29 protein-coding genes are annotated in these 25,987 nt (G+C 71.7%); 16 read left to right on the top strand and 13 right to left on the bottom strand.

Annotated elements, in window-relative coordinates; translation table 11 throughout:
- The first annotated feature begins 2 nt into the window (after nt 1-2).
- The 3 genes from speB to ACQPZW_RS27975 are packed head-to-tail and all read left to right on the top strand — an operon-like array spanning nt 3 to nt 2,670.
- Nucleotides 3-974, top strand: a complete 972-nt coding sequence (gene speB, locus ACQPZW_RS27985) for an agmatinase (protein ID WP_433789005.1) — start codon at nt 3-5, stop codon at nt 972-974.
- Nucleotides 971-1,351, top strand: a complete 381-nt coding sequence (locus ACQPZW_RS27980; protein WP_433789004.1) for a YybH family protein — start codon at nt 971-973, stop codon at nt 1,349-1,351. Before speB ends, ACQPZW_RS27980 begins: the two co-directional genes overlap by 4 nt.
- Entirely contained in the window at nt 1,348-2,670 is a 1,323-nt protein-coding gene (locus ACQPZW_RS27975) for an NAD-dependent succinate-semialdehyde dehydrogenase (RefSeq protein WP_433789003.1), read from the top strand. Before ACQPZW_RS27980 ends, ACQPZW_RS27975 begins: the two co-directional genes overlap by 4 nt.
- A gap of 136 nt (nt 2,671-2,806) precedes the next feature.
- Here ACQPZW_RS27975 and ACQPZW_RS27970 read toward each other — a convergent pair whose 3' ends face one another.
- The 3 genes from ACQPZW_RS27970 to ACQPZW_RS27960 form a co-directional block, all read right to left on the bottom strand.
- Nucleotides 2,807-4,411, bottom strand: coding sequence for a tetratricopeptide repeat-containing diguanylate cyclase (locus tag ACQPZW_RS27970; protein WP_433789002.1), 1,605 nt, complete (start codon nt 4,409-4,411; stop codon nt 2,807-2,809).
- A gap of 510 nt (nt 4,412-4,921) precedes the next feature.
- Nucleotides 4,922-5,245, bottom strand: a complete 324-nt coding sequence (locus ACQPZW_RS27965; RefSeq protein WP_433789001.1) for an STAS domain-containing protein — start codon at nt 5,243-5,245, stop codon at nt 4,922-4,924.
- 195 nt (nt 5,246-5,440) lie between these two features.
- A complete protein-coding gene (locus ACQPZW_RS27960; protein WP_433789000.1) occupies nt 5,441-6,397 on the bottom strand; it encodes a pectate lyase family protein in 957 nt (318 codons plus the stop codon).
- 370 nt (nt 6,398-6,767) lie between these two features.
- Between ACQPZW_RS27960 and ACQPZW_RS27955 the strand changes: the two genes are divergently transcribed.
- The 6 genes from ACQPZW_RS27955 (at nt 6,768) to ACQPZW_RS27930 (ending at nt 10,317) form a co-directional block, all read left to right on the top strand.
- The gene (locus ACQPZW_RS27955; protein WP_433788999.1) at nt 6,768-7,097 is read left to right on the top strand and encodes an ArsR/SmtB family transcription factor; all 330 of its coding nucleotides are present in this window, start codon (nt 6,768-6,770) and stop codon (nt 7,095-7,097) included.
- Nucleotides 7,097-7,810: a cation transporter gene (locus ACQPZW_RS27950; RefSeq protein WP_433788998.1), complete on the top strand. Its 714-nt coding sequence runs from the start codon at nt 7,097-7,099 to the stop codon at nt 7,808-7,810. Before ACQPZW_RS27955 ends, ACQPZW_RS27950 begins: the two co-directional genes overlap by 1 nt.
- Nucleotides 7,811-7,852: 42 nt before the next feature.
- Nucleotides 7,853-8,242, top strand: coding sequence for a hypothetical protein (locus ACQPZW_RS27945; protein ID WP_433788997.1), 390 nt, complete (start codon nt 7,853-7,855; stop codon nt 8,240-8,242).
- Nucleotides 8,243-8,492: 250 nt separating this feature from the next.
- Complete coding sequence (locus tag ACQPZW_RS27940; protein WP_433797639.1) at nt 8,493-9,122, top strand: DsbA family protein; 630 nt, start codon at nt 8,493-8,495, stop codon at nt 9,120-9,122.
- Nucleotides 9,123-9,142: 20 nt separating this feature from the next.
- Nucleotides 9,143-9,772, top strand: coding sequence for a vitamin K epoxide reductase family protein (locus tag ACQPZW_RS27935; protein ID WP_433788996.1), 630 nt, complete (start codon nt 9,143-9,145; stop codon nt 9,770-9,772).
- Nucleotides 9,773-9,888: 116 nt separating this feature from the next.
- Nucleotides 9,889-10,317 (top strand): PPOX class F420-dependent oxidoreductase, encoded by a 429-nt coding sequence (locus ACQPZW_RS27930; RefSeq protein WP_433788995.1) that lies wholly within the window; start codon nt 9,889-9,891, stop codon nt 10,315-10,317.
- Nucleotides 10,318-10,385: 68 nt separating this feature from the next.
- On the opposite strand, the gene ACQPZW_RS27925 is transcribed toward ACQPZW_RS27930, so the two are convergent.
- Nucleotides 10,386-11,384 (bottom strand): hypothetical protein, encoded by a 999-nt coding sequence (locus ACQPZW_RS27925; protein ID WP_433788994.1) that lies wholly within the window; start codon nt 11,382-11,384, stop codon nt 10,386-10,388.
- A 117-nt stretch (nt 11,385-11,501) separates the two neighbouring features.
- Complete coding sequence (locus tag ACQPZW_RS27920; RefSeq protein ID WP_433788993.1) at nt 11,502-12,398, bottom strand: SDR family oxidoreductase; 897 nt, start codon at nt 12,396-12,398, stop codon at nt 11,502-11,504.
- An 88-nt stretch (nt 12,399-12,486) separates the two neighbouring features.
- Between ACQPZW_RS27920 and ACQPZW_RS27915 the strand changes: the two genes are divergently transcribed.
- Nucleotides 12,487-13,044 carry a TetR/AcrR family transcriptional regulator gene (locus ACQPZW_RS27915; RefSeq protein ID WP_433788992.1) on the top strand — a complete coding sequence of 186 codons (558 nt, stop codon included), beginning with the start codon at nt 12,487-12,489 and terminating at the stop codon, nt 13,042-13,044.
- On the opposite strand, the gene ACQPZW_RS27910 is transcribed toward ACQPZW_RS27915, so the two are convergent.
- Nucleotides 13,026-13,214, bottom strand: coding sequence for a hypothetical protein (locus tag ACQPZW_RS27910; RefSeq protein ID WP_433788991.1), 189 nt, complete (start codon nt 13,212-13,214; stop codon nt 13,026-13,028). The genes ACQPZW_RS27915 and ACQPZW_RS27910 overlap by 19 nt on opposite strands.
- A 109-nt stretch (nt 13,215-13,323) precedes the next feature.
- A complete protein-coding gene (locus ACQPZW_RS27905; RefSeq protein WP_433788990.1) occupies nt 13,324-14,736 on the bottom strand; it encodes a diguanylate cyclase domain-containing protein in 1,413 nt (470 codons plus the stop codon).
- Between the two features lie 91 nt (nt 14,737-14,827).
- Here ACQPZW_RS27905 and ACQPZW_RS27900 point away from each other — a divergent pair, with 91 nt between their 5' ends.
- Entirely contained in the window at nt 14,828-15,829 is a 1,002-nt protein-coding gene (locus tag ACQPZW_RS27900; RefSeq protein WP_433788989.1) for an iron-containing redox enzyme family protein, read from the top strand.
- On the opposite strand, the gene ACQPZW_RS27895 is transcribed toward ACQPZW_RS27900, so the two are convergent.
- The 5 genes from ACQPZW_RS27895 to ACQPZW_RS27875 all read right to left on the bottom strand — a co-directional run bounded on the left by ACQPZW_RS27895 (nt 15,812) and on the right by ACQPZW_RS27875 (nt 19,110).
- Entirely contained in the window at nt 15,812-16,039 is a 228-nt protein-coding gene (locus ACQPZW_RS27895) for a CDGSH iron-sulfur domain-containing protein (RefSeq protein WP_433788988.1), read from the bottom strand. The genes ACQPZW_RS27900 and ACQPZW_RS27895 overlap by 18 nt on opposite strands.
- A gap of 36 nt (nt 16,040-16,075) precedes the next feature.
- Entirely contained in the window at nt 16,076-17,113 is a 1,038-nt protein-coding gene (locus ACQPZW_RS27890) for a carboxylate-amine ligase (protein ID WP_433797638.1), read from the bottom strand.
- A gap of 92 nt (nt 17,114-17,205) precedes the next feature.
- Complete coding sequence (locus ACQPZW_RS27885) at nt 17,206-18,141, bottom strand: methyltransferase (RefSeq protein ID WP_433788987.1); 936 nt, start codon at nt 18,139-18,141, stop codon at nt 17,206-17,208.
- 97 nt (nt 18,142-18,238) lie between these two features.
- The gene (locus tag ACQPZW_RS27880) at nt 18,239-18,736 is read right to left on the bottom strand and encodes an SRPBCC family protein (protein WP_433788986.1); all 498 of its coding nucleotides are present in this window, start codon (nt 18,734-18,736) and stop codon (nt 18,239-18,241) included.
- The gene (locus tag ACQPZW_RS27875) at nt 18,733-19,110 is read right to left on the bottom strand and encodes a metalloregulator ArsR/SmtB family transcription factor (protein WP_433788985.1); all 378 of its coding nucleotides are present in this window, start codon (nt 19,108-19,110) and stop codon (nt 18,733-18,735) included. The genes ACQPZW_RS27880 and ACQPZW_RS27875 overlap by 4 nt, the downstream gene beginning before the upstream one ends.
- 31 nt (nt 19,111-19,141) lie before the next feature.
- On the opposite strand from ACQPZW_RS27875, the gene ACQPZW_RS27870 reads away from it, so the two are divergent.
- Nucleotides 19,142-20,110, top strand: coding sequence for a hypothetical protein (locus tag ACQPZW_RS27870; RefSeq protein WP_433788984.1), 969 nt, complete (start codon nt 19,142-19,144; stop codon nt 20,108-20,110).
- Entirely contained in the window at nt 20,110-20,847 is a 738-nt protein-coding gene (locus tag ACQPZW_RS27865) for a phosphatase PAP2 family protein (protein WP_433788983.1), read from the top strand. The genes ACQPZW_RS27870 and ACQPZW_RS27865 overlap by 1 nt, the downstream gene beginning before the upstream one ends.
- Nucleotides 20,848-22,099: 1,252 nt before the next feature.
- Here the strand turns inward: ACQPZW_RS27865 and ACQPZW_RS27860 are convergent.
- The gene (locus tag ACQPZW_RS27860) at nt 22,100-23,407 is read right to left on the bottom strand and encodes an MFS transporter (RefSeq protein ID WP_433788982.1); all 1,308 of its coding nucleotides are present in this window, start codon (nt 23,405-23,407) and stop codon (nt 22,100-22,102) included.
- A gap of 111 nt (nt 23,408-23,518) precedes the next feature.
- On the opposite strand from ACQPZW_RS27860, the gene ACQPZW_RS27855 reads away from it, so the two are divergent.
- The 3 genes from ACQPZW_RS27855 (at nt 23,519) to ACQPZW_RS27845 (ending at nt 25,968) form a co-directional block, all read left to right on the top strand.
- Entirely contained in the window at nt 23,519-23,956 is a 438-nt protein-coding gene (locus ACQPZW_RS27855) for a MarR family winged helix-turn-helix transcriptional regulator (RefSeq protein WP_433788981.1), read from the top strand.
- Nucleotides 23,953-25,386 (top strand): MFS transporter, encoded by a 1,434-nt coding sequence (locus tag ACQPZW_RS27850; protein ID WP_433788980.1) that lies wholly within the window; start codon nt 23,953-23,955, stop codon nt 25,384-25,386. Before ACQPZW_RS27855 ends, ACQPZW_RS27850 begins: the two co-directional genes overlap by 4 nt.
- A gap of 174 nt (nt 25,387-25,560) precedes the next feature.
- Nucleotides 25,561-25,968, top strand: a complete 408-nt coding sequence (locus tag ACQPZW_RS27845) for a YciI family protein (RefSeq protein WP_433788979.1) — start codon at nt 25,561-25,563, stop codon at nt 25,966-25,968.
- The last annotated feature ends 19 nt before the right edge of the window (nt 25,969-25,987 follow it).

The following is a 25,987-nucleotide window of genomic DNA, read 5'->3' as shown; positions in this document are numbered from 1 at the left end:
CCATGTCCTCCGTTCCCCGTATCGTCCAGGACGGTCGCGTCGGTCAGGTCGACGCGACCGTCGTCCCCCGGTTCGCCGGCCCGGCCACGTTCGCCCGGCTGCCCCGCATCGACGAGGTCTCCGATATCGACGTGGCAATCCTCGGCGTCCCGTTCGACGCCGGCGTGTCATACCGTCCCGGCGCCCGGTTCGGTCCCACGCATGTCCGAGAATCATCACGGCTGCTCCGGCCGTACAATCCGGCCGCCGACGTCTCTCCGTTCGCCGGCCAGCAGGTCGCCGACGCCGGCGACCTCGCGATCAACCCGTTCTCCCTCGACGAGGCGATCACGCAGATCGAGGCCGGGGCGCGGGCGATGCTGGAACGGGCCGGCCGCCTCGTCACCATCGGCGGCGACCACACCATCGCGCTGCCGTTGCTCCGGGCCGTCGCCGCGCGGCACGGACCGGTCGCGGTCGTCCACTTCGACGCGCACCTCGACACGTGGGACACCTACTTCGGGGCCGCCCACACCCACGGCACCCCGTTCCGGCGGGCCTCCGAGGAGGGCCTGATCGACACGTCCGGCTGCCTGCACGTCGGCACCCGCGGCCCGCTCTACTCCAGCCGTGACCTGCACGACGACCGTGAGCTCGGCTTCCACGTCGTGCCGAGCGTGGAGATCGACGACCTCGGCGCCCGCGGCATCGTCGAGCGTATCCGCGACCGGGTCGGCGACCGTCCCGTCTACCTCTCCATCGACATCGACGTGCTCGATCCGGCCTTCGCCCCTGGCACCGGCACCCCCGAGGCCGGCGGCATGACCAGCCGCGAGCTGCTCGCCACCCTGCGCGGCTTCAGCGACCTCAACCTGGTCGGCGCCGACGTCGTCGAGGTGGCCCCCGCCTACGACCATGCCGAGATCACCGGCATCGCCGCAGCTCACACCCTCTACGAGATCCTGTCCGCCCTCGCTCCCCGGAAAGACTCGTGACCTTCGACATCGGCGTCGCCCGGCGGCTCGTCGCAGCGTTCGGCGCCCACGACACCGCGGCCTACTTCCGGTGCTTCGCCGACGACGCGACCTTCGTCTTCCACACCACCGCGCAGCCCATCCGGTCGCTGTCCGATTATGAGCAGCTGTGGTACGGATGGGAGCGCGATGGTTTCCGAGTGCTCTCCTGCGAGTCCACGGACCAGTTCGTGCAACTCATCGGAGAGGATGTCGCGATCTTCACCCACCGGGTCCGCACGGTCGTCCGCCTCGACGGGGCCGAGCAGACCCTCGACGAGCGGGAGACCATCGTCTTCCACCAGCGTGACGGGCAGTGGCCGGCCGTCCACGAACACCTGAGCGGAGCACCCGAGTGACCCTGTACCAAGTTGTCGACCCCGCCACCGGCGCGGTCGTGCGCACCTACCCGACCGCCACCGACGCCGAGGTCACCGCCGCCGTGGCCCTCGCGCACGACGCCTACCGGTCGTCGTCGGCCACCGTCGCCGAGCGGGCCGCCCTCATCGGCCGGGTCGCCCGGCTGCACACCGAGCGCCGCGACGAACTGGCCGAGACCATCCAGCAGGAGATGGGCAAACCGTACGAGGACGCGCTCGGCGAAGTCGACTTCAGCGCGTCGATCTACCAGTTCTACGCCGACAACGCGGAGGAGTTCCTGGCCGACGAGCAGATCAAGCTGCTCGACGGCGACGGGTCCGCGGTCATCCAGCGGCGCCCGGTCGGCGTGCTGCTCGGCATCATGCCGTGGAACTATCCGGCCTACCAGATCGCCCGGTTCGCCGGTCCCAACCTGGCCGCCGGCAACACCATCGTCCTCAAGCACGCCCCGCAGTGCCCGTCCTCGGCCGCGCTGATCGAGAAGATCTTCGCCGACGCCGGGTTCCCGCCCGGGGCGTACGTCAACATCTACGCCACCAACGAGCAGATCGAGCAGGTCATCGCCGACCCACGGGTCCGGGGCGTCTCGCTCACCGGCTCCGAGCGGGCCGGGGCCGCGGTCGCCGAGATCGCCGGCCGGTACCTCAAGAAGGTCGTCCTCGAGCTCGGCGGCTCCGACCCGTTCATCGTCCTCGGCGGCGACGACCTGGACGCCACGGTGGCCGCCGCGGTCACCGCCCGGGTCGACAACAACGGGCAGGCCTGCAACGCCGGCAAGCGGTTCATCGTGCACCAGGACCTGTATGACGCCTTCGTGGACCGGTTCACCGCCGCGGTCCTGGCCACCCCGGCCGCGCCCCTGTCCTCGGCGGCCGCCGCGGTCCGGCTGGAGGAGCAGGTCACCGACGCGGTCGCCGCCGGCGCAACGCTGGCCAGCGCGGGGGAGCGGGACGGCGCCTGGTATCCGGCGGGTGTGCTGACCGGTCTCGAGAGCTTCCACGAGGAGCTGTTCGGGCCGGTCGCCGTCGTGATCCGGGCCCGCGACGAGGACCACGCCGTCGAGATCGCCAACGACAGCCCGTACGGCCTCGGGTCCTATGTCTTCACCGGCGACCCGGCGCAGGCCCGCCGCGTCGCCGACCGCCTCGACACCGGCATGGTCTTCATCAACGGCGTCGGCGCCGAGGGGCCGGAGCTGCCCTTCGGCGGTGTGAAGCGGTCCGGCTTCGGCCGGGAGCTCGGACGCTACGGCATCGAGGAGTTCCTCAACCGCAAGCTGATCCGCACCGTCGCCTGAGAACGTGGCGCGCAGCTCGGCCCCCTGGGGCTGCGCGCCACCCCAGGCACCCGGCGCCTGATGCTCCCGGAGGCTCGGCGTTGCATCCGGCCGTGGCCTCGTGGCCACGGGGTCACGGGGTCACGGAGTCACGGAGTCACGGGGTCTCGGCCGGCCCGTGCACGCGGTTGCGGCCGGCGCGCTTGGCCGCGTAGAGGCGCTCGTCGGCGTGGCCCAGCACCACGGCCGGATCGGTCGACTCGTCGCCCAGGGCGAGCCCGATGCTGACCGTGACCGCCAGGCCCGGCGCCACCGCGTCCCAGTCGTGTGCCGCCACCTCGCTGCGCAGGCGCTGTGCCGTCGTCGTGGCGCTGGTGAGGTCCGGGCCGGCCAGCAGCACCGCGAACTCCTCGCCACCGAACCGCACCACCACGTCATCGCCACGGCACGCGGACCGCAGCAGACCGGCGAGCATCCGCAGCACGCCGTCGCCGACCAGATGGGAGTGCTCGTCGTTCACCCGCTTGAAGTGGTCGACGTCGACGAGCAGGATCGCGTGCCCGGCCAGGCCGTCGGCCATCAGCTCGTCCAGGTGCCGGCGGTTGCCCAGCCCCGTCAGCGGATCCTCCAGGCTCTTGCGCAGCAACTCCTGATTGGCGTGCTGCAGCGCCGCGACCCGGGCCCGCTCCTGTTCGGCGGCCGCCTTGGCCTGGGCGGTCTCCATGCGCACCACGGCGATGCTCCCGCTGCGCAGCGCCGCCTCCGACGCCACCTCCTTGGACAGTGCGTGGAACAGTTTGTACGTGTCCAGGGCGCCACGCAGGTCACCGTTGCGCTCGTAGGCGTCGGCGAGGTGCTCCGCCGACACCATCGCGCTGGCCTTGCTCTCCGCCGACGCCATCGCCGCCCGCAGATGGCCGATCGCCTCGTCGTAGCGCCCGCTGGCCAGGCAGACGGTCCCGTGCGTGTCCCGGATGTGCGTGATGATCGACTGGGAGTCGCGCTCGGGGTCGATCTGCCACCCGGTGAGCAGGTCCAGCGCCTCCTCGGTGCGCCCCGCGAACGACAGGCTCTCGGCGAGATTGCCGAGCGCGATCACCTCCTGCCGGCGGTGACCCAGCCGTCGCGCGACGGCGATCGCCTCCCGGGACTGGCTCTGGGCCAGCTCGCTCAGCAACAGCGCCGCGTCCTCGTCACCGGCCGACCGGGCCTCCTCGGCCAGGCACATGTTGGCGCAGGCCATGGTGTCGATCATGGCGCCGTTGGTGATCTCGTCACCGAGGATCCGAGCCATCTCCGCGGCCCGCTCACAGAACTCCAGCGTCTGACCGAACTGCTCCAGGTAGCAATAGACGGTCCCGGCCGTACCGGTGGACAGCATCCGGGCGGTCAGATCACCGCTGGCGTCGGCCACCTCCAGCGCCGTCATGATCTCTTCCATCGCGCTCACCGGGTCGCACGTGAAGAGCAGGCTCCGCGCGACCGTGGCGTGCACGATCGCCTCACTGGCCCGATCACCGATGCGCCAGCACACGTCGAGGGCCTCACGGGCCAGCGCCAGGACCTCCACGTGCTCGTCGAGCACCAGATGACAGCGAACCAGCAGAGCCAGTGCCCGGGCCCGCAGCGCCGGATCGTCCCCGGCCGCCACGGCGGTCGCCAACTCGCGGGCCGCCACCGGATCGGAGTGGTCGAAGTGGACGAGCGCCTGGCTCAACCGGTCGGCCGGACTCGGGGCGGCCAGCCGCAGACCGCCGTTCATGACCGGGCCTCTCCGGCCTGGCCGCCGTTGCTGTCCGGGCTCCAAGGCTGCGGCATCGAACTCCCCGAGAGTGTGACGTTTCCCCACCGTCGGCCCGGCCGGATTCGAGTTGAGAGGAACCGCCGTCCGGCCGCCGCGGGATCATCGCCCCATCGTCGGACAGGGCCGCGCGGCCCGCAATCCGTCCCCTCGGCGATCGGTGCCAAGCCGAGGCCCGCGGCGGCCCGGAGGCGACGACCGGCCGAGGACCATCGTCATGATCCATTGGCCGGGGCGCGGTCGGTTCGGCGTGGCGCGGGCATCGGCCGAAAACGCCGCCTGGACGCCGGCGGCGTGGCGCGGTGCATCGGCCGAGAACGCCGGCTGGACGCCGGCGGCGTGGCGCGGCGTGGCGCGGTGCGGTGCATCGGCCACGACGCCGCCGGGACGCTCCGGGGTGGAAAGCCCGCGGTGGTGCCGGCCCGGCTCGGCGTCAGGGCGTCGTGGACGGCCCTCGGAGCAGGGCCGGGCTCACAGGATGTGGCGGATGCGGTGGATGGGTACGCCGGCCGCCGTCAGCAGTAGCGCGATGCCCGCCGAGGAGTTCTCGACGAAGACGGTCACGTGATGGTCGTCGCCGAGATGGCAGGCCGCGGCCAGGACGCCCAGGTTGATCGGGTCCAGCTCGCGGACGTCGGCGAGGTCGAGGACCAGGTGGGCGGGGCGCACGTGCCGGATGGCGTGGATCAGCGCCCGCCGCAACTCGGTCGCGTCCTCGCCGGCGCGCAGGCAGCGGGGGTGGATGACGAGGGTTCCGTCGGAGGTGGTGGTGACGTCGAGCGTGCTGGCGGCCATGCCGAACCTCCAGTTACCCGAATGTTTCCGGGCCGTCAACGGTAGGTCCTCCAACCGTTGACGTCGACCCATCATGCGCCCGAATCACCAGAGACATGGGGAATTCACAGGTTCCGGTTACCACCAACGGGTGACACCGGAAAAGGGGCGGTGCCCGCTCGCCGGGAGCGGGCACCGCCGGTGGGGAAGAGGGGCTCAGATCTTGCCGGTTCCGGCCCCGGCGACGACCGTGGCCTTGACCGTGTTGTTGGCCTGCGGGGTGTACGAGTAGGGGATCGCGGCGACGCTGGCGCCGTTACGGACCTGCTCCGTACCCGAGTTGACCTTGTAGTTGTTGAGGACCTTGATGTTGCCCGGGTCCGAGTCACCGGTCTGGGTGACCGTCGGGTTGGCGACGTTCTCGAAGTAGTTGCGCTCGACGAAGACGCCGGCGTTCATGGTCGACGCCACGCCGTACGACCCGATGTTGCTGTAGTAGTTGTTGAGCACGTGGACCGGGTTGGCGAAGCGGACCCGCGGGTGGCGCTGGCCGGTGCCCTCGAACCAGTTGTGCTTGTAGGTGACGCGCAGCTTGCCGGTGTCCTGGCTCGCGTTGTCGTCGCTGTGGCCGAGCAGCATCGACTTGTCGTGGTTGTGCAGGCGGTTCCAGGAGACGGTGATGTAGTCCGAGCCGCGCTTGATGTCGATCAGGCCGTCGTAGCCGCTGGCCAGGTCGTTGTGGTCGATCCAGATGTTGGTCGAGCCCTCCTGGACGTTGATCGAGTCGTCGCTCGCGTTCCGGAAGACCAGGTTGCGCAGGATCACGTTCCGGACGCCGGAGAGGTTGAGGCCACCGCCGGTGATGCCGGAGCTCGCGCCGACGCCGATGACGGTCTTGTTCGAGGCGACGCTGTACATACCGGAGATCGTGATCAGGCCCGACACCCGCACGGTCTGTGAGGTGCCGGAGCTCAGCGCCGACTTGAGCGCGGCCGCGGTCGTCACCGTGACGACCGTCGACGACGAGCCGCCGCTGGTTCCGCCGTTCAGGCTGGCGTAGCCGACCGGGCTGGACTCGGCGGCCCAGACCGGTGCGGGGGTGGCGACGACGAGCCCGCCCGCGGCGAGGACGCCGGCGGACAGGGTGGAGAGGACGGTTCTCCGAGTGGGCATGGGGGATCCTCCGTGGGGGACGGATGCCGCCCGGGGCGGCGGCACTGGGGCGGACGGCGCGGACCCTCGCCTGGGGAATGGCGACCGGCGCGCGGCCGAATCGGTGGGTTCGGCCGTACGCTGCGGGTAAGCGCTTTCCTCGGCTGACGGTAAGCGCTGCAATCGAACTCTGTCAATGAATTTGGGAACGCTCCCCACGCCGCTGAAAACCGCGCCTCACACCGACCCGCCTCACCGTGGGCGTCCACCTCCCGCCCATCGCGGCGAGACGGATCAAGACCCGGCAGCGGTACGGGCCACGCGCTCCCCGGACGCGCAAGAGGCCGGCCGGCCGCTCCGACAGTACAGCGTCGGGTGTACTGTCGAGGTCGTGGAGACGCTCACCGCCGGTTCGGTGCTGGCCCGCTTCGGGCACGCGCTGTCCGACCCGACCCGCGCCCGGCTGCTGCTCGCCCTCCGTGACGGCCCCGGCTATCCGGGGCAGCTGGCCGAGCTGCTCGGCACCACCCGGCAGAACCTGTCGAACCATCTGACCTGCCTACGCGGCTGCGGTCTCGTCGTCGCGGCGCAGGAGGGCCGTCGGGTCCGCTACGAGCTGGCCGATCCCCGGCTCGGGCACGCCCTGGGTGACCTGCTCGGCATCACGCTCGCCGTGGATCCGGCGGCCTGCCCGGCCGCCGCGGAGAAGGGCTGCTGCTGATGAGCCGTCCACTGATCGCGATCACGCCGAGCGGCCGGCAGGTGATTCTCCAGCGCCGGATCAGGCTCCTGGTCGCCGCCACCATCACGTACAACGTCGTCGAAGCCGTCGTGGCGATCACCGCCGGCACGATCGCCTCCTCCACCGCGCTGATCGGTTTCGGACTCGACTCGATCATCGAGGTGTCCTCGGCGGCCGCGGTCGCGTGGCAGTTCGCCGGCCGCGACCCCGCGGCCCGGGAGCACATCGCCCTGCGTGTCATCGCGGTGTCGTTCTTCGCCCTGGCCGCCTACGTGTCCGTCGAGTCGGTGCGCGCGCTGCTGGGCGGCGCCGAGGCGGAGCACTCGACCATCGGCCTGGCCCTGGCCGCGCTGTCCCTGCTGATCATGCCGGGCCTGTCCTGGGCGCAGCGCCGGGCCGGACGCGAGCTGGGGTCCCGCTCGGCGGTCGCCGACTCGAGGCAGACGCTGCTCTGCACGTACCTCTCCGCGGTCGTGCTCGTCGGTCTGGCAGTGAACAGCCTGTTCGGCTGGACGTGGGCCGACCCGGTCGCCGCCCTGATGATCGCCGCCGTGGCCGTGAAGGAGGGCCGCGACGCCTGGCGCGGCGACACCTGCTGCACCGGGCCGGCCGGGGCGGGCGCCGGCTGTGCCGCTACCGCGACGTCCCCCGAGGGCCGCGACGGGTCCCCGTCGATCCGTGACCTACGGTAGTCTTTGTCGCCGCACAGGGTCAGCGCTCGGTGGAGGGGAGGCATGCCGGTGTTCCCGCGTCGTCTCAGCCGCCGATCCGCCGTGCTCCTTGCCGCCCTGATGGCGTTGTTCCTGCTCGCGGTCAGTCAGCTCACGCCCGGCAACGCCCGCGGCGGGTTCGCCCCGGGCGTCGACAGCCCGGTCGTGGTCGCCGTGCAGAAAGCCTGCGGCCACGAGCACACCGGCGACGAGATGCCGTCGGAGGGCCGACCGCAGAGCGACGCCTGGTCCCCGGCCGCCGCGCCGCGGGTGCGCCCGCCCGCCGACACGATCGGGGTCCTGCTGCCCGACCTGCGCACCGTGCCGGGCTCGATCCGCACGGCCGCATCCCCGGCCGACGCCGCGCCACTGCCCGGCGCGGACCCGTCCCAGCCGGGTGTCCTGCGCATATAGCGGCACGTCACCGCTCTGCCCCGTGCACGTGATCGCGCTGCCGGGTCGTCGAGCTGTCACCGCGCTGTCTCACCACTCCCGCAACCCCGCCGCTCCGCCGCCGGCCTGACTCCGGCTGCCGAGCGCCGGCCCGCACCCGTGTGGGCGTGTGGCCGTTCCTTCCCTCGTACCGGCGAAAGGACCCGTCATGTCTGCGAGCACCTCCAGGAAGACCCGTAACGCCACCCGCCAACTGACCAGGAAACCCGGCATGAGCACGAACCTCAAGGTGACGTCGGGTGTGCTCGGCGCCGCGCTCGCCGTACTGCTGCTGATCGTGATCGTCGATCTGACCGAGTCGAAAGCGCCGGCCGGGACCGTCGCGGCCGTCCGCGACGACAGCCACCGGCTGAACACCGCCGCCGACGGCAAGGTGACCGTCGTCGAGTTCCTCGACTTCGAGTGCGAGGCCTGCGGTGCGGCGTTCCCCGCGGTGGAGAGGCTGCGCGCCGAGTACGGCGACCGGATCACCTATGCCGTGCGGTACTTCCCGATCGCCTCCCACGCCAACGCCTATTCCGCCGCGCATGCCGCCGAGGCCGCCGCCCGGCAGGGCAGATTCACCGAGATGTACGTCAAGCTGTTCGAGAACCAGGCGCAGTGGGGCCACACCGAGGAATCCCGGGCGTCCGTCTTCGCCGGTTACGCGAACGAGCTCGGCCTCGACATGGCGAAGTACAACACCGACGTGACCAGCGCCGAGGTGGCCGAGCGGGTGAAGTCGGACGCCGCGGACGGCGCAGCCCTCGGTGTCCGGGGCACGCCGACGTTCTTCGTCAACGGTGAGCTCACCGAGCTCGACGGACTCCAGGCCTCGATCGAGAAGGCGCTCACCCGATGACGAGGCCGGAGATCACTCGGATGGTGCCCGAGATCACGGGGACGGAGCAGGAGATCACGCGGACGAGGCCGGTGATCACGGATCGGCTGATCGGCTGGATCCTCGCCGCCGGTGGCCTGGTCGGCCTGCTGGCGTCGTTCGTGCTGACGGTCGAGAAGATCGCGCTGCTCAAGGACCCGTCCTACACGCCGAGCTGCTCGATCAACCCGGTCCTGTCCTGCGGCTCGATCATGACGACCGTGCAGGCGGAGGTCTTCGGCTTCCCGAACCCGCTGATCGGCGTGGTCGCGTTCCCCGTGGTCGCGGCGACCGGGGTGGCGGTGCTGGCCGGTGCCCGGCTCCCGCGCTGGTGGTGGCTGGCGCTGCAGACCGGGGCCCTGTTCGGGGTGGTCTTCGTGCACTGGCTGGTCGTTCAGAGCCTCTACCGGATCGGGGCGCTCTGCCCGTACTGCATGGTGGTCTGGGTGGTGATGATCCTGATCTTCTCCTATCTCACGCTGCACAACGCCGAACGTGGGCACCTGCCGGCGCCGCGCCGCATCACGGAGCTGCTGCTCGCCGTGCACAGCACGGTCCCGCTGCTGTGGACGCTGATCCTGGTCGCGCTGATCGGCGTCCGGTTCGCCGACTACTGGCGCACCCTGATCTGATCAATCGCGGACGTGGGGGACCGGCCGAGGCGAGTTCCCCACGTCCGCGAGCCGGAGCCGGACGATCAGCGTGGTGTCCGCCGGCCCGCGCTGCGGAGAACCGGCAGAATGCCGGTATGGCGAAGGCGATGACGACGGCCGAGGTCCGCGATTTCCTCTCGGCGGGCACCCGGACCGGCAAACTGGCGACGGTACGCGCGGACGGGTCCCCGCACGTGGTGCCGATCTGGTTCGTGCTCGACGGCGACGACCTGGTCTTCAACACCGGGGCCGACACGGTGAAAGGCCGTGCCCTGGCCCGCGACGGCCGAGCCGCCCTGTGCGCCGACGAGGAGGCGGCGCCCTACGCCTACGTGACCGTCCGTGGCCCGGTGACCCTCTCCACCGACCTGGCCGACATGCGGATCTGGGCCACCCGGATCGCCGAGCGCTACATGGGCGCGGACCTGGCCGACAGCTACGGCGCCCGCAACGCCGTCGAGGGCGAGCTGCTGGTCCGCCTGCGGATGGAGAAGGTGACCGGCTTCACCGGCGTCGCCGACTAGCGACCTCTCGAGATCCAGGCCGACGTCCCGCCTACCCTGCCGGAGTGCGGTGGACCTGAGCGGCCGGGTCACGGCAGGTTGGCCGCCGACCGCAGGGTGGGCGTCTCGGGGGCGGTCGGTGCGGCGAGTGTGCGGCGGCCCATCCGCTCCCAGAACCGTTCCGGGCAGCGGCCCCGCACACTGCGGAACCCGGTGTACGGCACGGGCGTGACCTGCAACGACAGCCACGCGTCGTCGCTGAGCACCCGATGCCACTCGGCCAGGGGCAGCCGCATGTGCTCGCGTGGCCCGTCCACCGGGGTGACCGGCAGCACGTACGCGCAGTGCCGGTTGAGCTCCCACACCACCACCGGCCGGTCCTCGCGGTCGACGGTCGCGTTCCACACCTGGCCGGGCTGGGGTGGCCACGTGGCCGGGCCGGGCGGGCGCGGCCACGACGGCGGGCCGTGCCGCAGCCAGCGGACCAGCCGCCACAGCCCGGCGACCAGTGCCGACGTTCCGGCCGCGGCCACCGCCCCGATCAGCAGCGTGGTCGCGGGGCCGTCCAGGTCGTACCGTCGCTGCCACCACATGCCGGCGCCCGCGACGGCCAGCAGGATCCCGCCGTCGCGGATCAGCAGCAGCGGCCAGTAACCGGTGTCCACCACCCGCCAGCAGGCCAGATATCCGGCCGTCACGATCAGTGACACGATCCAGATCCGGGACGCCTGCGCGGTGGCCGTCTCGGACCGGTCGACCACTGTCAGCTCCACGCCCGCGACCACGAGCGCCAGCAGCGCCGCCCGAAGCGCCATCCACCCGTGCCAGCGCCGCCACCACGGCGGGCTCACCCGGCGGACCAGCAGGTATGCGGCGATCGGCCCGGCCGCCACCAGCGCCCACTGCCAGGAGGATGCGCCCGCCAGCAGCGGGACGATCGGCAACGGTGTCAGCAGCGAGCCGGCCAGCACCGCGAACGGCGCCCCGAAACCGGCCCACGGGTAGCGTCGGCCGGCCCGGTTGGCGGGACCGGGAGTGACCAGGGCCACCAGCAGCACCAGCCCCAGCAGCGCGCCCAACGGCAGCATGTGACTCCTCGCGATCAGCCGACCGTCGATGTTGCGAGCGTCGATGCCAGGCCTGTCGCACAGCGGGTCCGCCGGGTCGGCCAACCCCCGGATCGGGGGACCCGGTGCCGCCGCCTGTCAGGCGTGCGCGTAGGCGCCGGCGGCCAGGTCCTCGGCCAGCGTGGGGCCGGTCGGCTCCCAGCCGAAGGCGGCCCGGGTGGCGGCGCTCGACGCGGACATGTCGAGGGCGAAGAACCGGCCGATGAAACCGAAGTGACCGACCGCGTCCTCCGGGGCGACCGGCTTGACCGGCAGGTCCAGGTGGCGGCCGATCGCCTCGGCGATGTCCCGGGCGGTCACCGCCTCCTCCGCGACGACGTGCAGGCGGGTGCCGGCCGGGGCCCGCTCCAGGCCGAGCCGGACCAGCCGGGCCGCGTCGTGGACGTGCACCGCCGACCACGCGGACGTGCCGTCGCCGACGTAGCCCGAGACGCCGGTGCGACGGGCGGCGGCGACCAGCAGGGCGATGAAACCGTGGTCGCCGGTGCCGTGCACGGTGGGGGAGAACCGCGCCGCGACGGCACGGACGCCGCGGTCGGCGTACTCCAGGGCGAGGTTCTCGGCGCCGCCGCGCGGGGTGTCGGGGCCGCTGAACGGTGAGGGATCACTTTCGGTCGCGGGGCGGCCGAGCGCCAGCGAGGCCAGGCCGGAGGCGAAGACGAAGGGCCGGTCGGAGCCGGTGAGCGCCTCGGCGAGCGTCTCGACGGCGGCCCGCTCGGCCCGGTTGGACTCGGCGGGATTCGCCCAGTCGTGCTTGTTGGCGAGGTGGACGACGGCGTCGGCGTCCTCGGTGCCACGGCGCAGGGCATCGAGGTCGTCGAGGTCGCCGCGCAGCGACCGCGCCCCCTTGGCCCGCAGTGAGTTCTCGCCGGCGTCGCTGCGGGCGAGGCCGGTGACCTCGTGTCCGGCGGACAGCAGCTCGTCGACGGTGTGGGAGCCGATCCAGCCGGTGGCTCCGGTGACGAACACGCGCATGGCGTGCCTCCCTCAGAATGGGTGATGTCAGTGACTGACATGACGCTACACCCTGATGTCAGCTTCTGACATCACTATGATGGGGGTCATGGGGAGATGGCAGAGCGGCGCCTCGGAGCGCCTCAGGGACGCGGCACTCGGCCTTTTCCTCACCCAGGGCTATGACGGGACCACCGTCGCCGGGATCGCGGCCGCCGCCGGGCTGACCGAGCGCACGTTCTTCCGCCACTTCGCCGACAAGCGTGAGGTGCTCTTCGTCGACCAGGACGAGTTCGAGCGGGTGTTCCTCAGCGGTCTGCCGGAGGAGGCCGGAGACCCGATGACGATGATCGTGGGCGTCCTCGACGGCGCGGCGGCCCTCTTCCCGGAGGAACGCCGGCCCTGGTCGCGCGCCCGCCGGTCGGTGATCGCGGCCAACGAGGCCCTGCAGGAGCGCGAGCTGCTCAAGATGTCGTCACTGGCGATGGCCCTGACCCGGGCGCTGACCGCCCGCGGTGTCGACGCGGCCAGCGCCGCCCTGGCCGCCGAGACGTGCGTGACCGTCTTCCGCACGTCGTTCGCCCTGTGGGTCGCCGAGGGCGAACGACGTGTCTTCACGGAGATCCAGAACGCGGTGCTGGCCCGCCTTCAGGCCCTGCTCACGTGAGCGCGCCGCAGCGCCTGGGCGCCGAGGACGTCGTCGTGCCGGGCGATCTGCGTGCCGTTGCGATAGACCGTCACCCCGCCGACCCAGGCGCAGTAGGTGACTTCTTCGTACCGGCTGATGCGGTCGTCGTGGTGGCGGATCTCCAGCAGATCCGCCCGCGTCGCGGCCATCAGCGGTCTCCGGACCGGGAACGTCGTCGTGCGACCATCAGCGCTCCTTCGAGGATCGGGCTCAGCTGTCAGATCCGGGCGGCGGCCGGTTGATACGCACTGTCGGTGATCAGCCAGCCACCACCCAACGGCCCCGGCCCTGCTTCTTCGCCTCGTACATCGCCATGTCCGCGCTGCGCAGCACGTCATGGTCGGCCACCGTGTCGCCGTAGGCGGCGATGCCGACGCTCGCGCCGAGGTCCAGCACCTGGCCACGGAACGTGATCGGAGCCGCCACGTCACCGATGATCCGGTCGGCCAGCCTGATCGCCTCCGCCTCCGGCAGGGCCGGGCAGAGCAGCACGAACTCGTCGCCGCCCAGCCGTACCACCAGATCGGTGGTCCGGACCGCCGCCGACAGGCGCTGCGCCACGGTCGCCAGCACCAGGTCGCCGGCCTCGTGCCCGTACGTGTCGTTGACGTCCTTGAACCCGTCCAGGTCGAGGTAGAGCACGGCGACCGGGCCGGAGCGCTCCAACTCGTCGGTGAGCACGGTCCGGTTGGCCAGCCCGGTCAGCGGGTCGTGCCGGGCCTGGTAGGCGAGCTGCGCCTGGGCCCGCTCCTGCTCCCGCACCGCGATGGTGAACCGGGTCAGCACGAACGCGGTGCTCAGCGCGGTCGCGACCAGCGCGATGATCGCGTTGTCGTCGACGCCCGACTCGAGCAGGCTCAGCGTCGGCGCGGTCAGGAACGCCAGGCCGAGGAAGAGGACCCGGGACGGGTGCAGCACGTTCACCCGCGGGCCGGGGCTGGTCAGCTCGGCTCGCGCCGGGTGCAGGCAGGCGGCGATGATCAGCGCGTTGCCCAGCATGATCAGCGGTCCGATGCGGGACACGACGCTGTAGTCGAGGAAGTACGGCAGCACGTTGTAGGAGACGTCGATGGCCAGATACAGCCCGACGGCGCCGAGCAGCAGGCGGGTCGGCGTGCCCCGTCCGCCCGGCGACAGCGCGATGAACAGCACACCGGCGAGCAGCGCCACGTCGGCGATCGGATAGAGCGGCGGCACGATCGACTCGGCCAGGCCCAGCCCGGTGCCGAGCACCGGCAGGATCAGGAACTGCCAGCTCGCCAGCGCGGCGGCCACCGTCAGGGTCAGTCCGTCGAGCACGGCGCCCCGCAGCTGACCCGGCGCGCGACGGCGGGCCATCATGGTCAGCCCGACGGCCAGCAGCGGATAGCCGGCCAGCCAGAACGCGTCGGCCAGGCCCACCGGCGGCGCGCCCGCCGGCGACAGGTAGTAGTAGGCGATCTCGATGGCGTCGCCGGTCAGCCACAACGTCTGCGCGACCGCGGCCAGCGCCCACGGGGTCCGGTCCGGTCCGGCCCCGATCCGGGCCACGGCCATCCACGCCATCACGCACATCGTCACGTAGGTGACGACGTAGAGCACGTTTCCCACATCGCTGCCGTACGTCATCACCAGTCCGGTGACGGCGGACGTCGCCCCGCCGAGAAACACCCAAATCCTGCCGGTCGTCATGATCGCACCGTCGGCAGCAACGCCCCGGATCTTCGCTTGATCGGTAGTGAGTCAGGGCATATCCGGGCCCCACCGGGGCATTCAACCGGCCATGAAACCGCCTGCCCCTCGTGGTCCCGTCTCGTCGGCCCTGCTCGGCGCGCTGGCCCGTGCGCCGCACGACATCTCCGCGCCCGGGTTCGACACCTTCCCATCGGCTCTCACCGACGAGGATCTGCAGCTCAGTCTGTTCGTGATGTACGAGCTGGCCTATCGCGGGTGGGACGGCGTGGACGACGCGTGGGAGTGGGAGCCGAGCCTGATCCGGCTGCGCACCGCGGCCGAGACCCGGTTCGAGGCGGCGCTGCGGGAGCTGGCCGCGCCGTACCGTGACGAGGCTCCGGCCGAACCCACCGCCGTGGCCGTCGCCCGGACACTTGTGGCGATGACCGAGGACGACGACGGCCCCTCGCTCTCCGGCTACCTCCGGGGCCGCGCCACCCTCGAACAGTTCCGCGAGTTCGCCGCGCACCGCTCGGTCTACCACCTGCGCGAGGCGGATCCGCACACCTTCGCCATACCGCGGCTCGAGGGGGCGGCCAAGGCGGCGCTCATCGAGATCCAGATCGACGAGTACGGCAGCGGCCGTGCCCCGTACATGCATCAGGAGCTGTTCAAGAGCACCATGACGGCGCTCGGGCTGGACACCACGTACGGCGCGTACGTCGACGTCGTCCCCGCATTGACCCTGGCCTCGAACAACCTGATGTCGCTGTTCGCCCTGCACCGGCGGCGGCGCGGGTCACTGCTCGGGCACCTGGCCGCCTACGAGATGACGTCGACCGGACCCAACCGGGCGTACGGCAACGGCCTGCGCCGCCTCGGCGGGGACGCCGGCGCGACCCGGTTCTACGACGAGCACGTCGAGGCGGACGCGGTGCACGAGCAGATCGCCGCCTACGACATGTGCGGGGTGTTCTGCGCCGGCGAGCCGGAGCAGACCGCCGACGTGCTGTTCGGCGCCCGGTGTGCGCTCGCGCTGGACTCGCTGTGGGCCGGCGCGGTCCTCGCCGCGTGGGAGCGCGGGGAGAGCTCGCTACTCGGGTTCGCCTGACCGGGGCGCGGGCGTCTCCCGGCCCGCCCCGGCGCGGAACCGGGCCGCCTTGTGGGTGCCGTCACAGAACGGCTTGATCGCCGACTTCCCGCACCGGCACAGCGCGACGGTGGACCGGCCCGGGTCGATCTCCTCGCCGTCCGGGGTGCGCAGGGTGAAGTCGCCGCGCACCAGCAGCGGGCCGTTCTCGTACACCACCACGTCAGTCATGCGGGCGGGATGCCCGCCGTCGATCTTCCGAAACGTTCAGCCGTCGACCGTCCAGCGGGATGCCGCGGCCAGCATCGACGCCACGTCGCCAACATCGGCGAGAACCCGGCGCTGCCGGTCGGTGCCGGTGCCCTCGGCGCGTAGACGGGCCAGCCCCGCCTCGACCACCGGCCGGTCACCGCTGCGGTCCAGGGCGGGACCGATCGTGCCGGCGAGGTCGGCGACGAGATCCCACGCGGGGCGGGCGCGCTCTTGCCGTACGTCCAGAAGGGTGTCGGTGAGGCCCTGGTGCGCGGCGTTCCAATGCGCCGCACGCACCGCATGGTCGGTGATCGGCGGCGCGAAGCGACCGGCGGCGATGTCGTCGATCGCGGTGGCGACCAGCGCCCGCACCAGACCGGTCAGCAGCAGCGCGTCGGCGGCCGTCGGACAGACGTCGGCGACCCGCACCTCCACGGTCGGGTAGACGGCCGACGGCCGGGCGTGCCACAGGACGAGGCTCTCGTCGAGCATGATCCCGGAGGCGACCGCCACCGCCACCGTCCGGTCCAGGTCGTCGGCCGAGGCGAGCCACGGCGACGGCCCGAGCCCCGGCCAGCGGTCCAGCTGCATCGCCCGCCAGCTCGCATGACCGGTGTCGGTCCCGGCGTGCACCGGCGAGTTGACCGTCAGCGCCTGCAGCACCGGAAGCCAGGGCCGCAGGTGGTTGCCGACCTGGACGGCCAGCTCCCGGTCGGGCACCCCGACGTGCACGTGACAGCCGCAGACCGCCGGGTCGTCGACGATCCGACCGTAGTGCTCGGCGATCGCCTTGTAGCGCGGGTTGCCGGTTACGGTCATCTCCGGCTCGGCGACCGGCGTCGCCCCCACCGCGACCAGGCAGACGCCCACCGTCCGGGCCGCGTCGGCGACGGCCCGCCGGTGCCGCAGCAGGTGCGCACCGGCCTCGTCGAGGCTCGCGCACACCGGGGTCACCATCTCGATCATGCTGTGCCGGAACTCCATCCGGCTCTGCTCCCGGACGTCCGCCGCCAGCGCCTCCACGACCGCCGCCGCGGCCGGCGCGTTCGCCATCGTCGCCGGATCGAGCAGCAGGAACTCCTCCTCGACGCCGACGGTGAGCCGGGACGTGTCGACCGACCGGGCCGCGGCCGCCGCCGGCGCGGTCACCCGTGAGCCCGGGTCGCGGTCAGCACGACCAGGGCGATGCGGTCGGCGTGGGCGTACGCCGGGCCGTCCAGCTCCTCGCCGTAGACGTCCGGGTCCACCTCCCGGTAGGTCCAGGTCACCCCGGTCCCGGTCAGGTGATCGGCGACCGCCTCCAGGAACGGGTCGTGCCCGTCGACGATCCCGGTGCCGGAGAACAGCACCAGCGTGCCGTCGGCGGACAGCCGCCCGGTCGCCGCGTCCAGGATCGCCAGCGGCAGGTCGTGCCCGTGCGGGCCGCCGTCCCGGTACGCCCGCCCGGCCGGGTCGATCATGAACGGCGGGTTCGAGATGATCAGGTCGAAGTCGCCGTCGACCCCCGAGAGTAGATCGCTGTGGCACGGCCGTACCCCCGGCGTCCCGGCCAGCTCAGCGTTGACCCGGGCGAACCGCAACGCCGCCGGATTGATGTCGACGGCCACCACCTCGGCCCCCGGCGCGCGCTTGGCCACGGCGATCGCACCCGCTCCGGTTCCGCACCCGACGTCCACCGCCCGCCGCACCGGCCGGTCCCGCGCCTCGACCGCGCCGATCGCGGCGTTGACCATCCGGTACGTGTCCGGCCCGAAGAACACCGAGTCCGGATCGGTCGTCGGATGCGCCGAATGCACGAACAGCTCGCCGTCGAAGGACGAGAACCGGACCGTGCTGCGCCACACGTCGCCGTCGGTCTCCAGCACCCCGGCGGCGTCCATCAGCGCCACCATGTCCTCGGGCAGGACGCCCGGACCGAACGGCCGGCTCCAGCCGAACACGTCGCGTATGCCCCGGGCCTGCTTGTTGCCGGGCCGCCGGTTCACCCGCTCATGGGTGGCCGGCGTGGTCGTGGTGAACAGGTAGCCGTCGGCGCCGAGCATGCGGCCGAGCCGGACGAGCGGGGCGTCGGTGATCGTCATCCGGCCGGGATGCCCATCAATCGCCGCCTCAATCGCCGGCCTTCGCCGTCCGCTGCGCGGTCTCAGTCGGGGCGTTCTTCCTCCCGCTGCGTCCGTCTCAGTCGGGGCGCTTCTCCTCCCGCTGGGCTGTGAAGTGGTCGCGCTGGGCCGGGTAGTAGTCGCCGAAGTCCGGCAGCGGCCGTCCCTCCCGGGACGCGACCAGGGCGTCCAGGTAGAACTCCCAGCCCGGGCCGACCTCGCCGACATTCTCGGTCCCGGTCAGGTGCTGGGTGAACCGCAGCTCGGTCACTCCGTCGGTCTCGGTCAGCGTCAGGTCCAGATGCCACGCGCCGTGGTCGTCGACCGCGGAGAGGGCCAGCCGGCGCGGCGGCTCGCACGCGTCGATCGTCATGTCCATCCACGGCGCGCCCTCCTCCAGCGCCATCTGCACCTGCACGGCGTTGCCCGGCGCGGCGTCGCCCTTCCACGTGCCGAACCAGCGCGCCGTACGCTCCGGCTCGGTCAGGCTCGCCCACACGTCGTCGATCGTGGCGCGGAAGCTGCGGGTCAGGACCAGGTCGTCGCCGAACAGGCGTCCGGTCGGGGTCGGGCTCACGCGATCTCCTCTGTTGCTGCTGCGGGCGCGGCGCGGCGCCGCTCCCGGCGGGTGCGATGGACCTCGGTCTCCAGGGCGTCGAAGCGGTGCTGCCAGCCGGACGGCCGGGTCAGCCGCCCCAGCCAGCCGGCCAGCTCGTCGAGCGGCTCGGTGACCAGGGTGTAGACGCGGCGGCGGCCGTCGGCTGCGTCACGGACCAGCCCGGAGTCACGCAGCACCCGCAGGTGCCGGCTGACCGCGGGACGGCTGATCGTGAACCGGGCGGCGATCTGCCCGGCCGACAGCGGCTCGTCACGCAGCATCAGCAGGATCTCCCGCCGCACCGGATCCGCGATCGCGCCCGCCACCTCGTCCACCCCGGAAGCGTAACCCACTGGTTACACTTTCGCTCGTCTATGGTGTGGCATGCCCGCCGCTCGCCTCGTCGCCACGCTCCCCGCACCCCTGGATCGGTCCGCCGCCGACGAACCGGAGGTGCGCCATCTCGCCGGGCGAAACCTGCTGGTCCAGCGCGGCGACTCGGAAGTGGCGGCCGGGGATCGCCGCTTCCCGGCGCCCTGGCCGCGCGGGTACGGATCGGTGGCCGTCGCACCCGCCGGCGACCTGGTCGTCTTCGCAGGCGTCCACGCCTTGCGGGCCGTCGACAGCACCGGCGTCACCCGCTGGGAGGTCCGACACGGCTGCTGGTCCGACACGATCTGCGACCTCTCCCATACCGCGTTCGAGGAGTATGCCGACGACACCGACCACCTGAACACGAGCCACGGATCCGCCGCGTTCTCCCCGGACGGCCGCCTGCTCTGGGCCCACGTGCGCACCCTCGACGAGGACGAGCCCGAGGAGTGGCTGGTCGTGAACGCCGCCGACGGCACGGTGCTGGCCCGCGCAGCGACCGAGACCGTGGCCTCGGCGTCGTACCACTTCCCGCACCCGGATCCGGCGCTCATGGGCCTGACCATCGGCGAGGGTGAGGAGCAGTCACCGGTGCTCTGGGGGCGCTGGGACGGCAGTGGGCTCACCGTGCGGCGCCTGCCCGAGCAGATCCTTCTCGACGTCAGTCCGTCCGGCGAGCGGTTCCTCACCGCCGACACCGACATGCGGGGGATCAACCTGTACCGGACGGCCGGCGCCACGACACTGGGCACTCTGCGTGCCGGCGACGTGGTCTGGGATCTCCAGGGCGCCTTCCTCGCGGAGTCGACGGCCGTCGTCGGCACGGACGAGGGGGAGCACTTCCTCATCGACGTCGCGACGATGTCCGCCGACGGGCCGATCACCTATCCGATCGTGTCGGTCGGTCCCGCGCTGCCGGCCGGTCCCGGCGTCTGGGCGACGACCAGCCGGGACGCGGTGCATCTGTGGGAGCTGGGCTGATGTCCCGGCGCCGGGTGATCGCCGAGGTGATCGGGCTGCTCGCCTGGTTCGCGCTGTTCACCTGGCTGCACAGCCTCGTCGGCCGCGACCACGTGACGGCCACCGCCAACGCGGCGACCCTGCAGTCGATCGAGCGGTCGCTGCACCTCGACATCGTCCTGCCGGCCAACCGGTGGCTGGCCGAGCACGCCGGGCTCGCGCACGCGGCGGCCTGGTTCTACCGCGCCTACTACCTGGCCATCGCCGCCACCCTGATCGGGGTCCACCTGCGCGACGTCGCCGTCTACCGGTGGGTGCGCCGCACCATGGTCGCGATGATGGTGCTGGTGCTGCCGGTCTACTGGGCGGTCCCGATGTCGCCGCCCCGGTTCGCGCTGCCCGGGACGGTCGACATCGTCGCGCTCCACGGCATCTTCGGGCACGCCTCCCGCGAGGGCGGCTGGACGGCGATGCCGAGCATGCACGTGGGCTGGTCACTGTGGTGCGCGTACGCGGTGTGGACCCTGCTGCGGCCCACCCACCCACGACTGGCGCTGCTCGCGTGGATCTTCCCGCTGCTCATGGTGGCGGTGGTGATCGCCACCGCCAACCACTACGTCCTCGACATCGTCGGCAGTGTCACGCTGGTCGCCGTCGCGATCGGCCTGACCCGGCTGCTGCCCCGGCCCGGCTCGCCGAGCCCGCCGACCAGCCGGCCCGGCTCGAACCGGACGAACCTCGGCTCCCCACCCGGATAGCCCGCCCCGAAGGCTGCGGGATCACCCGGCCAGCGCCCCCTGTCGAGACGGTGCTCCAGAACGTGCAGGGCGGCCAAGTGCTCACTGACCCGGAACGTGCAGTGGCCGGTACCGTTCACGTACAGGCTGTGCAGCAGGCCGGGGCGGTGTCTGGCGTGCTCGGTGTACCAGTCGACCTGTTCGACCGGCACCAGCTCGTCGACCAGCGTGTGGATCGTCAGGTGCGGCACCCGCAGCTCACCGTTCGGCATCGAGGAGCGGCCCAGGTCGGCGACCGCCCACGGGTCGGCGGTGATGTCGGCGGTCGCGGTCAGGCGGTCCAGGTCGCCGCGCAGGTTCAGGCCCGCGTCCCGGTACAGCGCCCGCACCTGCCCCGACCGGCTGCTGCCGGCCAGCAGCGCCCGGTAGTCGACGCCGCGGTTCCAGGCGCTGTTGCCGCCCGCCGACAGCTCGACCTGCTGCCGGGCGGTCACATACCGGTTCAGCGCGCCACCGGTCACCAGCTGCTGGAACTGCCGCTCCTGCTGGGCGGCCGGCGTGCCGGCTCCGCCGGAGACGTTGAACAACGCGGCCGCCAGCGCGATCCGGGCCCGGCCCTGCGGCGTCGCCTGGGCGGCGGTCACGGCGGCGATGACGTCGGTCGCCGCCTGCACGGCCTGTTGCGGTGATTCATAACGGACAAGGGGGATGGTACGGCCGGACGCCAGCAATTCCACGACGGCGTGCAGCCCGTCCAGTTGGTAGTTGTTCAGGTTGAGGCCGCCCGCGACGATGCCGCAGGTCGTGAGCACACCGTCGATCTCGCCGCGCGGCCCGTGACCCTGCCGGGCACTGACCAGCCCGCCCATCGAGCGGCCGACGGCGATGGTCCGTCTCGGCTCCGCTCCCAGCACGGCGGTGAAGGCGTCGAGGGCCGCGAACTGGTCGTCGACCGCCGTCTCCAGCGCCCACAGGGTCGGCCCGGAGTAGGAGGAGCCCAGAGTGGCGTACCCCTCGGAAAGAAGGATCTGCCGGGTTTGATCGTCGGGGGCGTCCTGCGGCCGCATCGCGCCGAAACCGTGCGCGAAGAGCAGGACCGTGCCGTTCCAGTCGGCCGGGATGTGACCGAGCCAGGTGGCGCCACTCGCCAGGGTGCCCCGGTGCTCGCCGGGTGGGGCGGCGGACGCGGCCGACGGGGCCCCGGCCAGCGTGGCGATCACCAGGATCAGGGTCAGGAGCAGGCGTTTCATCGCGTTCTCCTCAACGGGGGAGCTCAGTGGGAGACGGTGGTCAGGTCGTGGCGGCGGCCCTCGCGGATCAGCAGCACCGCGACCGCGCTGACGGCGGCCGCCGCGATCAGGTAGGACGCGACCGGGGTGACGCTCGTGCCGCGGGTCCCGGCGTAGAGCGACGCCAGGATGGCCGGGGTGAAGCCGCCACCGAGCAGGGTGGCCAGCTGGTAGCCGAGGGAGGCTCCGGTGTAACGGGCGCCCGTGCCGAACTGCTCGGAGATGAAGGCGCCCAGTGGCCCGTACATCAGCGACTGCAGACCGAGACCCACCGCGAAGCCGGTGAAGACCAGCAACCCGTCACCGGATCCCCAGAGCCTGAACAGTGGGAACGCCATCAGCGCCCAGCCGATCGCGCCCGCGAGCAGCACCGGGCGGCGGCCGAAACGGTCGGAGAGCCAGCCGGCGCCGACCACCGCGAAGATCGCCAGGAACGACGCGACCGAGAAGCCGAGCAGCACCGACGAGCGTGGGGTGCCGTGCGCGACGGCGTAGGTCTGCGCGAACGTGGCCATGGCGACCTGGAACGCGAACGCCGCGCCCGCGCCGAACGTGGTCAGCAGCAGCGCCCGGGGACGGCGCAGCACCGACAGGATCGGCAGGGTGGGCGGCTTGCGGCCGGCGTCGGCCAGCGCCTGCAGGAAGACCGGGCTCTCCGCGATCGTGCTGCGCACCCACAGGCCGATGACCAGCAGGACCGCCGACAACAGGAACGGGATGCGCCAGCCCCAGGACAGGAACTGCTCCTGCGGCAGCAGCGAGAACAGCCCCAGCATCAGGCTGCCGAGCACCGCCCCGCTGGGCGCGCCCGCGTTGACGAACGACGCCGCCAGACCGCGACGGCGGCCGCCGGAGTGCTCCAGAGCCATCAGTGCGGCCCCGCCCCACTCGCCGCCGACCGCGAGGCCCTGGACGACACGCAACGTGATCAGCAGGACCGCGGCCCAGCCGCCGATCACCGCGGCCCCCGGGATCAGGCCGATCAGGAACGACGCGACGCCCATCAGGAACATCGTGACGACCAGCATGCGCTTACGGCCGATCCGGTCGCCGAAGTGGCCGAACAGGACGCCGCCGACCGGACGGGCCAGATAGCCGGCGGCGAACGTGCCGAACGAGAAGAGCACCGAGGTCAGGTCGTCCAGGCCGGCGAAGAAGACGGCGGGGAAGACCAGAGCGGCGGCGGTGCCGTAGAGCAGGAAGTCGTAGAACTCGATGGTGCTGCCGAGGTAGCTGGAGAAGACGACCCGGCGTACCTCACTGGTCTCTTGTTTTCCTACTGCAAGATCCATATTGGCCTGCCTCGATGGGAGGGATCTCGGGTCATCGTGGACCCAGATCGTTGAGAAAGTCAATGATTGATGTTCTCAACTCCTCTGCGGGTCTCGGCTAGGCTCCGAGCCATGACACATCGCCTGCTCGGCTCGGACCTCGCGGCCGACCCGGCGTTCCTGCTCGCCCGGGCACGAGCGGTGACCAGCGGGGTGGCCAACGCGCGGCTCGCGCCGTTCCAGCTGAAGGTCCGCTCCCTTTCCGTGCTGTGGCTCGCCGCCCAGGGGTTCGGGCCGTCACAGCGCGAGCTCAGCGAGTTCCTCGGCCTCGACCCCAGCCAGGTGGTCGCCCTCGTCGACGACCTCCAGGGCCGCGGGCTCGTCGAGCGCCGCCCCGACGAACGCGACCGTCGCTCCCGCATCATCGTGGCCACACCCGCCGGGCTCGAGCTCCTGGACCAGGCGCTGACCGAGGTGCGGGCAGCCGGGGACACCACCTTCGCGGCGCTCACCGACCACGAGCGCAAGACCCTCGTCGAGCTGCTCACCAAAGTGGCGTTCGGGTCTTGAACCGGCAGTTCCGCCGGCTCTGGGCGTCGTATGCGGTCAGCGCCTACGGATCCGGGCTGGCGTTCGGGGCGCTGCCCCTGATCGCGGTGCTGGTGCTCGACGCCGGCCCCGCGCAGGTGTCGGCGCTGGCCGCGATCGGGCCCGCCGTGGGGGCACTGCTCGCGGTGCCGCTCGGCCCGTGGATGGAGTTCCGCCGCAAACGACCCGTCATGATCACGATGGATCTCGTGCGGTTCGCCGTGCTGATGACGATCCCCATCGGGTACGCGACGGGGGCGCTGACCTTCACCCAGCTGCTGATCGTGTCAGCGGTCGCGGCGGCCGCCAAGATCGCATTCAACGCGGCGGCCGGGGCACATCTGAAAGCTCTCGTGCCACCCGGCGAACTGCTCGTCGCCAACGCCCGCTTCGAGTCGACGAACTGGAGCTCCATCGCCGTCGGCCCACCCCTCGGCGGCGCGGCCATCGGGCTGCTCGGGCCGGTCACCACCGTCATCGCGGACGCGGTCAGCTACCTGCTGTCGGCGGTCTTCCTCACCCGGATACCCGGACGCGAGGCCGCGCCGCCGCCGCGGGGGCCTGATACCGCGCGTTCCTCCGCCGCCGCCTCGACCTCTGCCTCCTCGCCGTCCTCGTCCGCCTCGTCGCCGTCCTCGTCTTCCGCCGTCTCGCCCTCGTCGCCGTCCTCGTCTTCCGCCGTCTCGCCCTCGTCGCCGTCCTCGTCCTCTGTCGCCTCGTCCTCGCCCTCGTCGGCCCCGCGGGCCTTGTCCGCCGCCTTGTCCGCTTCCTTGGCTTCGTCGGCCTCCTCCAAGGGGCGCGGTCTCTCGGCCTCTGCGGGGCGTGATCTTGTCGGTGGGTGGCGTCATCTGCTGGGGCATCGCGGGCTACGTGCGCTCTTCCTCAACAGCCTCCTGGTGAACGGGCTGATCATGGCGACCGAGCCGCTGCTGACCGTTCTGATGGTCGCTGAACTCGGATTTCCACTTTGGCAATACGGGCTGGCATTCGCCGTACCCTGCCTCGGGGGTTTGATCGGCTCGCGCCTGGCCCGCCGCGTCGTGGCCTCCCGCGGGCAGCCGTGGGTGCTGCGGGTCGTCGGCACGCTGAGAGTCGTATGGCTGATCGGACTAGCATTCGTGCAGCCCGGCGTCGTAGGGCTCGTCACCGTGATCGTGCTGGAGCTGGCGATCATCATCTGCATGAGCCTGTTCAACCCGGTGCTCGCCACCTATCGGCTCGAACACACGCCCGCCCCGCTGCTCGCCCGCACTCTGACGGCCTGGTCGATCAGCAGCGGGCTGTCCATCGCCGTGCTGGCGGCCCTGAGCGGGTTGCTCGCCGGGGTGATCGGGCCGCGACCGGCGATCGCCGCCGTCGGCGTGCTGATCCTGGTCAGCCCGTTGCTGCTGATACGCGGCGAACGCCTGTGACTCGTCCCCCCTCTTCGAGGTGGCCGTCGTCGTCAGGTCCTCGGGGTCCGGATCCTCGGCGGCCGAAATTCTTTGGAATTTCTGAGTGGGAGATGTCGAGAACGTGTGTCTGGCTCCGTCCCCGGGACGAAGCGCGACCAGAATGGGTCGCACAACGCACCGAGGAGAACCATCATGGCGAAGTACCTGCTGCTCAAGCACTACCGCGGCGCGCCGAACCCGGTCAACGACGTGCCGATGGAGAAGTGGACGCCGGAGGAGATCTCCGCGCACATCACCTACATGAACGACTTCGCGGCCCGGCTCGAGGAGAGCGGCGAGTACGTGGGCGGTGAGGCACTCGCACCGGAAGGTTCGTGGGTCCGCTACGACGGCGAGGGCCGCCCGCCGGTCACCGACGGCCCGTTCCCCGAGACCAAGGACCTGATCGCCGGCTGGATGATCATCGACGTGGACAGTCACGAGCGCGCCGTCGAGCTCGCCGGCGAGTTGTCGGCGGCCCCCGGGGCGGGTGGCCAGCCTATCCACGAGTGGCTCGAACTGCGTCCGTTCCTGCACATGCCGCCCACCGTCACGGAGTGACCCTCCCGTCATGACTGCT

Source organism: Actinoplanes sp. CA-252034 (genome assembly GCF_050956125.1).
Lineage (GTDB): Bacteria > Actinomycetota > Actinomycetes > Mycobacteriales > Micromonosporaceae > Actinoplanes.
Note: the sequence above shows the minus strand (reverse complement) of the source record. Positions and strands in the feature narration are given on the sequence as shown.